General features: G+C 64.8%; 10 protein-coding genes. 7 read left to right on the top strand and 3 right to left on the bottom strand.

What is annotated here, in order from left to right:
* The first annotated feature begins 7 nt into the window (after positions 1–7).
* From EN955_RS20215 to EN955_RS20185, 7 genes are all read left to right on the top strand, one after another.
* Positions 8–766 carry an ABC transporter ATP-binding protein gene (locus EN955_RS20215; protein WP_032898659.1) on the top strand — a complete coding sequence of 253 codons (759 nt, stop codon included), beginning with the start codon at positions 8–10 and terminating at the stop codon, positions 764–766.
* Between the two features lie 18 nt (positions 767–784).
* Positions 785–1762 carry an aliphatic sulfonate ABC transporter substrate-binding protein gene (locus EN955_RS20210; RefSeq protein WP_024501794.1) on the top strand — a complete coding sequence of 326 codons (978 nt, stop codon included), beginning with the start codon at positions 785–787 and terminating at the stop codon, positions 1760–1762.
* Positions 1763–1853: 91 nt separating this feature from the next.
* Positions 1854–3350 (top strand): sulfatase, encoded by a 1497-nt coding sequence (locus EN955_RS20205; protein WP_024501673.1) that lies wholly within the window; start codon positions 1854–1856, stop codon positions 3348–3350.
* A 126-nt stretch (positions 3351–3476) separates the two neighbouring features.
* Positions 3477–4358 (top strand): DMT family transporter, encoded by an 882-nt coding sequence (locus EN955_RS20200; RefSeq protein WP_024501672.1) that lies wholly within the window; start codon positions 3477–3479, stop codon positions 4356–4358.
* 206 nt (positions 4359–4564) lie between these two features.
* Entirely contained in the window at positions 4565–5524 is a 960-nt protein-coding gene (locus EN955_RS20195; protein ID WP_024501671.1) for an AraC family transcriptional regulator, read from the top strand.
* A 216-nt stretch (positions 5525–5740) separates the two neighbouring features.
* Entirely contained in the window at positions 5741–6436 is a 696-nt protein-coding gene (locus tag EN955_RS20190) for an outer membrane protein (protein ID WP_024501670.1), read from the top strand.
* A 71-nt stretch (positions 6437–6507) separates the two neighbouring features.
* On the top strand, positions 6508–7224 hold the full coding sequence (locus EN955_RS20185) for an outer membrane protein (RefSeq protein ID WP_024501669.1): 717 nt from the start codon (positions 6508–6510) through the stop codon (positions 7222–7224).
* 67 nt (positions 7225–7291) lie between these two features.
* Here EN955_RS20185 and EN955_RS20180 read toward each other — a convergent pair whose 3' ends face one another.
* From EN955_RS20180 to EN955_RS20170, 3 genes are read right to left on the bottom strand one after another with little or no spacing between them, the layout of a single operon-like run.
* Positions 7292–9589, bottom strand: a complete 2298-nt coding sequence (locus tag EN955_RS20180; protein WP_024501668.1) for a xanthine dehydrogenase family protein molybdopterin-binding subunit — start codon at positions 9587–9589, stop codon at positions 7292–7294.
* On the bottom strand, positions 9586–10569 hold the full coding sequence (locus tag EN955_RS20175; RefSeq protein ID WP_024501667.1) for a xanthine dehydrogenase family protein subunit M: 984 nt from the start codon (positions 10567–10569) through the stop codon (positions 9586–9588). Before EN955_RS20175 ends, EN955_RS20180 begins: the two co-directional genes overlap by 4 nt.
* Positions 10566–11045, bottom strand: a complete 480-nt coding sequence (locus EN955_RS20170; RefSeq protein WP_013530702.1) for a (2Fe-2S)-binding protein — start codon at positions 11043–11045, stop codon at positions 10566–10568. Before EN955_RS20170 ends, EN955_RS20175 begins: the two co-directional genes overlap by 4 nt.
* Positions 11046–11189: the final 144 nt, after the last annotated feature.

Raw genomic sequence — 11189 nt, 5'->3', positions numbered from 1 at the left:
GCCCAGGATCGCCCCAAAGATCGTCTTCGACAAGGTCACGCGCCGGTTCGACCTCAAGGACAATGCCTTCGTCGCGCTTGACCGGCTGTCGCTCGACATCGCCGACGGCGAATTCGTCACCGTCGTCGGTCCGTCCGGCTGCGGTAAGTCGACCGCGCTCAACATCGCGGCCGGCCTGCTGAAGCCGAGCGAGGGCACCGTGCTGGTCGATGGCAAGGCCGTCGAGGGGCCGGGTCCGGAGCGCGGCATGATCTTCCAGCAATACGCGCTGTTTCCCTGGCTCACCGTACGCCAGAACGTCGAGTTCGGGCTGCGCATCAAGGGCGAGGAAGCTTCGCGCCGCCGGCAGATCGCCGAGCGTTTCATCGATCTCGTCGGCCTTGGCGACTTCGCCGACGCGCTGCCGAAGACGCTTTCGGGCGGCATGAAGCAGCGTTGCGCGATCGCCCGGGCCTATGCGGTCGATCCCTCGATCCTTTTGATGGACGAGCCCTTCGGGGCGCTCGACGCACTGACCCGCGTGCAGCTCCAGGACCAGTTGCTCGACACCTGGAGCCGCGAGCGGCGCACCGTGATGTTCATCACCCACGATGTCGACGAGGCGGTCTACCTCGCCAACCGCGTCATCGTCATGGCGGCGCGGCCCGGCAGGCTGAAGGAGATCATCGACGTCGGCCTGCCTTACCCAAGAACCGAGGAAATCCGGCTTTCGGCGGAGTTCATGAGCATCCGCAACCGCGTCTGGCAAGCCGTTTACCACCAGTAACAGTGACAGGAGGAGAGTATGGTGACACTGACAAGACGTAACCTCATCGCATCATCGGCGGCACTTGCCGCGTTCGCTGCCTCTGGCATCCGTGCCGGAGCGGCGGGAACGGCGGCACGCATCGGCTACAACGGCGACTTCTGGGGCGCCAGCGTTGCCGGCGTCGCGGCCGACCAGGGCTTCTATGCCAAGCATGGCGTCGATGCCGATATCAAGGTCTTCACCAATGGCCCCATCCAGGTCCAGGCGCTTGGCGCCAACAGCCTGGAATTCGGCTATCTCGGACCGGGCGCGCTGTGGCTGCCGGCGAGCGGCAAGGCCAAGATCATCGCCGTCAACGATGTCGGCTTCTCGGACCGGGTGATCGCCCAAGCCGGCATCACGTCCATCGCCGGCCTCAAGGGCAAGAAGGTCGCGATCGCGGCCGGCACCTCGGGCGACATGCTGTTGCGGCTGGCGCTGCGCAAGGCCGGTATGGCGATGACCGACCTCGACATCGTGCAGATGGACCCGAGCACCATCGTGGCGGCCTTCGCCTCCAAGCAGGTCGACGCGGCCGGCATCTGGTATCCGTTCGTCGGCATCATCCAGAAGAGCGTTCCCGATCTGGTGGAGCTGGCCAAGAACGACGACTTCTATCCGCAGACCACATTTCCGAGCGTCTTCATTGCCCGCAACGATTTGGTCGAGGGCAATCCCGATCTCGTCCGCAACGTGGTGCGCGCCATCAAGGACGCGCAGGATTTTCGCGCCGCCAACCAGGACAAGGCGATCGAGATCACCTCCAAGCTGCTCGGCATTCCGGCCGACCAGTTGAAGACGGAGGCCGGTTATGGCCGCTTCATGACCTCGGCCGAACTGATCAAGCTGACCAAGGACGGCACCGTGAACGGCTGGTTCTCGACGATGAACGACCTGTTCAAGACCTTTGGCAAGCTCGAGACCTCGCTCGATCCCAAGGACTATTATCTGGGCGATCAATACATTTCGGCCTGACGGCCTTCTTGAAATCGCCCCTTGCAAATCGCAAGCCCCGGCAGCGAACCGGGGCCTGTTTCCTGACAATCACAGCAGCGACGAGCCATCCATGAACGTTCTCTACATCGACATCGACAGCCTCAGACGCGACCACCTCGGCTGCTACGGCTATCATCGCAACACCTCTCCCGTCATCGACAGCCTTGCCGGCGAGGGCATCCGCTTCGAGAACATCTATGTGTCCGATGTGCCTTGCCATCCGTCGCGCACGGCGCTGTGGAGCGGCCGCCACGGAATGCGGACCGGCGTGGTCGGCCATGGCGGCACCGCCTGCGAGCCGTTCCGCGAAGGCGCCGAGCGAGCCTGGGCCGGCACCTTCTACGAGGAAGGCTGGATGCGGGCGCTGCGCGATCTTGGCTACCACACCACGACCATCAGCAGTTTTGGCGAACGGCATGGCTGCTGGCATTGGTATGCCGGCTTTAACGAGATCATCAATCCGGGCAAGGCCGGCATGGAGAACGCCGACGAGGTTTCGGGCCTGGCGATCGACTGGCTGAAGCGCAATGGCTCGGCAAAAAAATGGTTCCTGCACGTCAATGTCTGGGACCCACACACGCCCTATCGCGCGCCGGACGCTTTCGGCGACCCCTTCGCCGACCAGCCGCTTCCCGACTGGATGACCAGGGCGGTATTCGAGAAGAGCCATGCCGGCTACGGCCCGCACAGCCCGCAGGAACCCTCGGGCTTCGACGTCGAGCCGGGCGGATCGAAATACCGGCGCATGCCGTCGCCGATCAGCGACATGGACACCGTCAAGGCCTGGTTCGACGGCTACGACACCGGCGTGCTCTATGCCGATTATCATGTCGGTCTCATCGTCGAGGAGTTGAAGCGGCAAGGCCTGTTCGACGACACGATCATCGTCATCGGCGCCGATCATGGCGAAAACCTCGGCGAGCTCAACGTCTGGGGCGACCATCAGACGGCTGACGAGTTCACCTGCAACGTGCCGCTGGTCATCCGCTGGCCCGGCGCCGAAGACATGCGCGGCGTCAATGGCGGCCTTCATTATCATTTCGACTGGGCCGCCACGCTGATCGACCGGCTCGGCGGCAACGTTCCGGCGCTTTGGGACGGGCGCTCCTTTGCACCGGCGCTCGCCGCGAAGGAGGAAGGTGGCCGCGATTTCCTGGTGCTGAGCCAGGGTGCGTGGGCGGTACAGCGCGGCGTGCGGTTCCGGCTCGGCGGGGCCGACTGGCTGATGCTGCGCACTTATCATGACGGCTACAAGGATTTCGGCCCGGTCAGCCTGTTCAATCTGAGTGAGGATCCGCATGAGCAGCATGATCTCTCAGGCTCCCGAAGCGATGTGGTCGATCATGCCAGCCGGCTGCTCGAGGACTGGCGCAGCGCCATGGCCATCCGCAGCGACAGCGATGTCGACCCGCTGGTGACGGTGATCCGGGAAGGCGGGCCGTTCCATTGCCTTGGCGAGTTGCCGGCCTATCTCGAAAGACTGCGCCGGACTGGCCGCACCGATGCGGCTGCGGCCCTCGAGCAGCGCCACCCGGCACCGCCGCCACGGCGCAAATCCCTGAACTGACCGGCCGGCGGCACTTGGCCGTGCCCTAGCAGCCAGTTGCCGCTGCCTCACGACAGGCCGGCCGGTTCGCCCTATCTCCATGCCGCCGGTCGGGTTTGGACCCGGCGATATGGAGGATGGGATCACGTGACATCGACGCCGATTGCCCGTCGCGAAGCGGCGCCCTTGCCTGTCGCGGCACTGATGGGCGCCATGGTGTCGATCCAGATCGGCGCCACCTTTGCCAAGGGCCTGTTCCCGCAGATCGGCGCGCAAGGCACGACGACGCTCAGGCTGGTCATCGGTGCGCTGATGCTGATCGCGGTGCTGCGGCCCTGGCAGATGCGGCCCTCGCGTGCCACCATGCCGTGGCTGGTCGCCTATGGGGTGACGCTCGCCGCGCTCAACCTCCTGTTCTACGCAGCGCTTGCCAGGATTCCGCTCGGCATCGCGGTGGCGCTGGAGTTTACCGGCCCGCTTCTGGTGGCGACCTTGAGTTCGCGGCGCGCCAGCGACTTTGCCTGGATCGCGCTGGCGGTGGCCGGCATCCTGCTGTTGTCGCCCCTCATTCATTCCCTCGCGCCCCTTGATCCGATCGGGGTGATGCTGGCGCTGGCGGCTGGCGGCTTCTGGGCGCTCTACATCGTGCTGGCCCAGAAGGCCGGCGCGGAGCTTGGCACCCGCACCACCGCCTACGGCATGGCCATCGCCGCCGTGCTGGTGCTGCCCTTCGGTGTCGCCCAGGCGGGATCCGCGCTGCTGGCGCCGTCGATCCTGGTCAGCGCGCTGCTGGTCGGCCTGTTTTCCAGCGCATTGCCGTTCTTCCTGGAGATGGTGGCGCTGACCCGCATGCCGGCGCGCATCTACGGCACGCTGACCTGCCTGGAGCCTGGGCTTGGTGCACTGGCCGGCTTCCTGTTCCTGCACGAAAGCCTGACCGCGACGCAACTGGCCGGGATCGCTGCCGTTGTTGTCGCCGCCTTCGGCACGGCGCTGACATCACGGCCGCCGGTTCCATCGCCGGAGTAGGGGGAGCGATTCGTCGGTACGGGGTATTTTCGAGTATTCCGGAATTCAGCCAGCCAGATCCGCGAAATCAGGCCAATCCTTGTTCAGGACGGCACTGAAATTGTCGCCTGGCGCACAAGTATTTCCGGCTCTGGACAGACCGTGATCTGGTCCAATACGGTGCGTGTCGAAATGAAGACGCGATTGTAGAAAAGGCCGGTCGTCCCTTGCAAAAGAACGTCTTCTCATCGGCGGATTTGCCGCCGCATCTGGATCATCGCGCACGCTTCGCGCTCTGGCAGGACATCCATGTCGCCGAGATATGGTCGGTCGAATACACGATTTCGGAAAGACTGTCGTTCGAAGCCGCGATCGAAGCCACCGCTGTCGGGTCGCTTGTGCTTGGGCAGATGGCCGGGACGATACGTCATGCCAGCCGCAAGGCGGGCAATATCGCCGCCGACGGTCGCGACGGCTATCTGCTGCTGGTCAACAATGGCGATACGGTGCTCAGCGGCACGCAGATTGGCCGCGATTATCACGTCGGCAAAGGCGAGGCCGCCCTGGTCTCGGCTTCGGAAGCGTTGCAGATGACCGGCGGCGACAGCAATGTCTGGGCCAATGTGGTGCTTCCCCGTGCCGTGCTGGAAAATGCCTTCGCTCATATAGAGGATCGGCTGGCGTTGACCGTCGGCGCCGACAATGAGGCGCTCGGCATGCTCAAGCGCTATTGCAGCTTCCTGGAAGCAGGCCCGGCCCTGGTCTCGCCCGACCTCATCGGCCACGCCACCGAAACCATCGTCGACCTGATCGGCCTGGCGACCGGCGCCAAGGGCGAAGCGGCCGAACTGGCGGGCCTGCGCGGCCTGCGCGCGGCAAGGCTGCAGGCCATACTGCAGAAGATGCGGGACAATTTCGCCGATCCCGCCATTTCGGCGCAGGGCGTTGCCGGGCAATTGCGGCTCTCGGTCCGCTATGTCCATGACCTGCTGCAGGAAACCGGGGTGAGCTTTGCCGAGCGCATTCTCGAACTGCGCTTGCAGAGGGCGCATCGGATGCTGTCCGACAGGCGCAACGACCGCATGCGGATCAGCGAGATCGCGCTGCTCAGCGGTTTTTCCGACGTGTCCTATTTCAACCGCTGCTTCCGCCGCCGCTTCGGCTCGACGCCGGGCAGCGCCAGATAGTTTCCGACAGCCACCGAATGCACGGCGCGCCGATCGACTGAGGCTGAAAAGCCACACCGACCGGGAAAGCGCCGTGGTGCTTTCCCCGACAATTCGGGTGCGGCCCAGCCCAAGACGCGGCCGGCGGACAATGCAACACCGGATTTCTCGGCAACAGCTGGTCCTCCGCTGGCATCCGCGGCGGCGACCACGACAATTTTGGGGCGGCAGACAACAATGAAAATTCTTCTTCTCGCAACGGCATTGATCCTCGCGCCGGCCGGCATGGCGTGCGCCGCAGATATCAGCGAGGCTTCGCCCGTCGCCTCCTCCTACGACTGGTCCGGCCTCTATGCCGGCGTTCACTTCGGCTATGCATCCGGAAAGTCCAATCTGTTCATCGGCGGCGCTGGCCCCGGCGGCACCGACATCAACGCTCCCCTCGATCCGAGCGGTTTTGTTGGCGGCGTGCATATCGGCGTCAACCAGGAATTGGCGAACAGCTTCGTGCTCGGTGCCGAGGCTGACATTGCGTACAGCAATGTAGATGCGGTGGGCACCTTCGCCGGTGCCGGCGCGCTGTTCAAGAGCGAAGTCAAATGGTCGGGCTCGGCGCGGCTGCGGGCTGGTTATGCTTTCGATCGCACCTTGCCTTACATCACAGCAGGCGTGGCCGCTGCCAAATATGAAGTGAGCGTGATGACCACCGGCCCCGGCGGTACAATACCGGTCCATGACGAAACCCATCTTGGCTGGACGGCTGGGGCTGGCGTTGAGCACGCCTTCACCGACAGGTGGATCGCGCGGGTCGAATATCGCTACTCCGACTTCGGCAAAAAGGACGTTTCGGTACCGCTTTTTGGTCTTGGAACGGTTGCGAACTTCGATCTCAAGACTCACGATGTCAGGGTCGGGCTCAGCTACAAGTTCTGACCTAGCGTCGCTGAACAAACCCCCGCGCTTTTTTCGCGCGGGGCGAGGCAATAGTTTCGGGATAGCAAACGATGAAAACCATTCTTCTCGCCACGGCCTTCATCCTCACGCCTGTCGGTATGGCGTCCGCAGCGGACACCAGTGAAGCCTTGCCTGTCGCGGCCACCTACGACTGGTCCGGCGGCTATATTGGCGCGCATGCCGGATATGCCTGGGGGAACGCAAGGGCAGGGCAAGTCTTTGCCCCGGACAGCTTCGACAATTACGGCTGGGGCTACAGTCCGTCCGGTGGTTTCGGCGGTCTTTACGCCGGCTACAACAAGCAGTTCGACGGTGGGCTGGTTCTCGGCATCGAGGGCGACTACAGTTTCGCAAGCGTGAAGGACACGACGCTCTATCGGGCGCTCGGCATCGATGACCCGGCCTTTGGCGGCGAGCTCAAGATGGAGTCAGTTGGCTCCGTGCGCCTGCGGGCCGGCTATGCGATGGATCGCTGGCTTTCCTTTGTCACCGGCGGCCTGGCTGTGGCAAGCTACAAGCACACCACCACCGACATTCCGGGCGGTCCCTATGCCGACGTGAAGGATACCGTAACGGGCTATACGCTGGGCGCCGGCGCCGAATACGCCGTCACCGACAATTGGGTGGTTCGCGGCGAGTACCGGTTCGCCGATTTCGGCCGCCACAACTCCCTGCGTCACGCGCTCGTCAACGGCGCTCCCCTCAATCCCGACGAGATCGAACTGACGACGCATGATGTCCGGATCGGCGTCGCCTATAAGTTCTGATCGTTGGAACTGCCGAACTCCTCCAAGCGGGCTCCGAGGGGGAGTTCGGCAGCTTCGGTGTCGCTCTCTAGATCAGCTTCTCCAGCGTGATCGGCAGATCCCTGATCCTCTTTCCCGTCGCATGGAACACCGCGTTGGCAATCGCCGGCGCCACACCGACAATGGCCAGTTCGCCAACGCCCTTGCCGCCGAGCACCGAGGAATGCAGGTCGGGGATGCCGACCGAGATCACCTCGATGTCGGGGATGTCGGCATTGGTCGGCACGAGGTAGTCGGCGAGGTTGTCATTGACGATGCGGCCGTGGCGGCGGTCGACGATGCCTTCTTCCAATAGCGCCTGGCCGATGCCCATGATGATGCCGCCCTTCCATTGGCTTTCGGCAAGTTTCGGGTTGTAGAGCCGGCCCGAATCCAGCGCCGACACCACACGCGATACACGCACCGTGCCGAAATCCTCGTCGACGCGCACCTCGATGAAATGCGCGCACCAGGAGTGGCGGGAATAGTCGCCCTCGGTGTGCGGCACCGACATGGCGATGGTGGTGTAGTTCTTGTAGCGATCCTCTGGCGTCGAATTGGCCGGCATGGTGTCGCCGGTGGCTTCGATGTGGTCGCGGCCGACGCTCTTGAGCAGTTCGGCGACGGAGACATCGGGGCCGTCGCCGCGCGGCGAAGCGATACGGCCATTGGCGACGACCAGCGTGTTGGCCTGCAGCGCGTGGAAGGGCGAGCGTGGATCGCTGATGGCGAGGCCCACCAACTGGTCGAGGGCCGAGGTTGCCGCCTTGTAGACCGCACCCGTCATCACGCCGGCCAGCCGCGAACCGCCGGTGACGCCGGCGCGCGGAAAGCGGGAGTCACCGAGCTTCACCACCACGTCGTCAGCTCGCACGCCGAGCGTTTCGGCGGCGGTCTGCGCCAGGATGGTGTAGGTGCCCTGGCCCATGTCGATCGAGGAGCTTTCGACCTCGACCGAACCATCGGCCAGGATGCGCACGAGCGCCTCGCCATAGGCGCGTCGCACCGGATAGGTGCCGGCGGCGACGCCCCAGCCGATCAACTGGTTGCCGTCGCGCATCGAGCGCGGTTCGGGTGTGCGCCTGGACCAGCCGAAGCGTTCGGCGCCTGCAGCAAAAGCCTCGCGCAACTGCCTGGTCGACCAGGCTTTTTTGGCATGTGGATCCTGCTCGGCATAGTTTCGGAGCCGGATCTCCAGCGGATCGATGCCGACCTCGTAGGCAAGCTCGTCGATGGCGCTTTCGATGCCGAAGGCTGAGGGGTTTTCGCCCGGCGCGCGCATGGCGCCTGGCACCACCGAATTGACCCGTACGACATTCTGCTTCGAGGAGAAATTCGGCGTTGTGTACATGATCGAGGTGACCGATCCGAGCGGCTCGACCCACATGCCGTCGATGGATGTTTCATTGACGCCGCGATGCACGATCGACTGGATCTTTCCCTGCACGTCGGCGCCGATCGTCACCGTCTGGCGCGTCGCCGCGCGGCCGCCATAGCCGGTAAAAGTCTGCGGCCGGGTCATCACCAGCCGCACCGGCCGGCCGAGCATTTTGGCCGCACAGGCGGCCACCGCGCCATGGCTGAGCGCCAGCGCCTTGGAGCCGAAGCCGCCGCCAATATAGGGCGACACCAGCCGCACGTTCTCGAACGGCACACCGAACCACTCGGCATAGGTGCGCGCCATGCCGTCCAGCCATTGGCTCGGCTCCCACACGGTGAGCCGGTCGCCCTCCCAGCGGGCGATCAGGCCATGCGGCTCCATCGGCGCCTGGTACTCGCGCGGCGTGTTGTAGGCGGCGCAGATGCGGACCGGCGCCGAGGCAAACGCACCTTGCGCGTCGCCCCACTCCTTGGTCATGGCGTCGATCGCGATGCCATCGCCGGCCTTGCCGTCGCTGAGGTCAACGATGGCAGGCGTTTCCTCATAGCTGACCTTGACCAGTGCCGCCGCCGCGACCGCCCGCTCGAAGGTCTCGGCGACCACGGCGGCGACATGCTGACCCGAAAAGGTGATGTCGCGCGCGAGCGGGCAATACGGCTTGTCGGGCGGCGGCGTGCCGAACCAGTCCGCCGCGGTTTTCAGGCTGATGATGGTGTCCGGCGTCAGCACCTGCAGCACGCCGGGCGCCACCTCGGCGGCAGTGGTGTCGATCGCGCGCACCTTGCCCGATGCAATCGTGCTCTCGACCAGGACGGCGTAGGCGAGGCCTTCGAGCTGCTGCTCGACGGCGTATTTCGCCGCACCGGTGATCTTGGCCGGGCCGTCGATGCGCGACAGCCGGCCGCCGACGGCTTCGGCAAAAGCGCCGTCGGACGCATCCCCATGCCTGATGTTGTGGACGGTCATGCCGTCTCTCCCAATTTGCGGATGGCGCGGGCGACGACGCGCGGCGCCAGTTCGACCTTGTAGTGGTTGGCGCCATGATCGACAGAGCCTTCGACGGCGAGCAGGCTGGCGGCGCGCACAGTGTCCGGCTCCAGCACCTTGCCCTTCAGCGCGTTTTCCACGGCCCGCGCACGCCACGGCTTGGTCGCGACGCCGCCAAGCGCGACGCGCAAATCGCGGATCGTTCGGCCGTCGGGTTCGAACTCTATGCCGACCGCCGCGCTCGCGGCGGCAAACTCATAGGATTGCCGGTCGCGGATCTTGAGATAAGTCGAACGCCGGGCAGAGGCCGAGCCGGGGATCTCGATCGCGGTGATCATCTCGCCCGGTTCGATCGCGTGCTCCCTGTCCGGCGTGGTGCCGGGCAGCAGGAAAAAGTCGTCGACCGGGATGTGGCGCTCGCCCAGATGCACGATCGCATCGAAGGCGACCAGCGCCACGGCGAGGTCGCCCGGATACATGGCGATGCACGCGTCGCTGATGCCAAGCACCGCATGGCCACGGGTAACGCCGCCGATCGCCGAACAGCCAGAGCCGGGCTCACGCTTGTTGCAGGCTGGGAAATTCGCAGGATCGCGGAAATAAGGGCAGCGCGTGCGCTGCATCAGATTGCCGCCGATAGTCGCCATGTTGCGGATCTGCGCGGAAGCCGCCTGCCACAGGGCTTCCGATACCGCAGGAAAGCGGCTTTTGATGTCGGCATGGTCGGCGACATGGCTCATCCTGGCCAGCGCGCCGATGGTGGCGCCGCGTTCGTTCACCTCGATCCTGTCCAACCCTTTGAGATGAGCGATGTCGACCAGCGTCTCGGGCTCAGCGACGCCGCATTTGGCGAGGTCGATCAGCGTGGTGCCGCCGGCCAAGAGCATGGCGCCGGGCAGGGCGGCCGCCTGGCGTGCCGCATCGAGCGAATTGGCGCGCACATACGAAAAATTCCTCATGATGCGGCCTCCAATGCTGCCTGGCGGACAGCGGCGACGATGTGCGGATAGGCGCCGCAGCGGCAGAGGTTGCCGGCCATATACTCGCGGATTTCTTCGTCGGAGCCGGCATGGCCTTCGCGGATGCAGGCGACCGCCGACATGATCTGGCCCGGCGTACAATAGCCGCACTGGAAGGCGTCCTGTTCGAGGAAGGCAGCCTGCACGGGATGCATTTCGCCCTCCCGTGCAAGCCCCTCTATGGTGGTGACGGTGCGGCCCTCGACTTGTGCGGCCAGCGTCAGGCAGGCCAGCACGCGCTCGCCGTCGATATGCACGGTGCAGGCGCCGCACTGGCCGTGGTCGCAGCCCTTCTTGGTTCCGGTCAGGCCGAGGCGATCGCGCAAGGCATCGAGCAGCGTGACGCGCGGCTCGAGTTGCAGATCGTGATCACGGCCGTTGATGTCGAGATGGACTGGGATCGTTGTTTTGGTCATGGGCGTCGGGCTCCAGTTGCTTGACGCGAAGTCGTTGATTTCATCTTTGGCAGCCGGCGGGGACCTGGCGCCGGCTGTGCGGCCCTTCGCTGCCGCTCCCCGCCTTCGGGCGTTCAGCCCCTTAGAAAGGTCCACTGGACTTTT

The organism is Mesorhizobium sp. M7A.F.Ca.CA.001.04.2.1, assembly GCF_003998485.1.
GTDB lineage: Bacteria > Pseudomonadota > Alphaproteobacteria > Rhizobiales > Rhizobiaceae > Mesorhizobium > Mesorhizobium ciceri.
The sequence above is the reverse complement of the archived record's forward strand: the minus strand, read 5'-3'. Positions and strand labels throughout refer to the sequence as shown.

Bases quoted from the DNA above. Each gene is read 5' to 3' on its own strand.
- EN955_RS20185 (WP_024501669.1), top strand. From the start codon at position 6,508: ATGAAAACCATTCTTCTCGCCACGGCCTTCATCCTCACGCCTGTCGGT.
- EN955_RS20170 (WP_013530702.1), bottom strand. From the start codon at position 11,045: ATGACCAAAACAACGATCCCAGTCCATCTCGACATCAACGGCCGTGAT.
- EN955_RS20175 (WP_024501667.1), bottom strand. From the start codon at position 10,569: ATGAGGAATTTTTCGTATGTGCGCGCCAATTCGCTCGATGCGGCACGC.
- EN955_RS20180 (WP_024501668.1), bottom strand. From the start codon at position 9,589: ATGACCGTCCACAACATCAGGCATGGGGATGCGTCCGACGGCGCTTTT.
- EN955_RS20190 (WP_024501670.1), top strand. From the start codon at position 5,741: ATGAAAATTCTTCTTCTCGCAACGGCATTGATCCTCGCGCCGGCCGGC.
- EN955_RS20205 (WP_024501673.1), top strand. From the start codon at position 1,854: ATGAACGTTCTCTACATCGACATCGACAGCCTCAGACGCGACCACCTC.
- EN955_RS20210 (WP_024501794.1), top strand. From the start codon at position 785: ATGGTGACACTGACAAGACGTAACCTCATCGCATCATCGGCGGCACTT.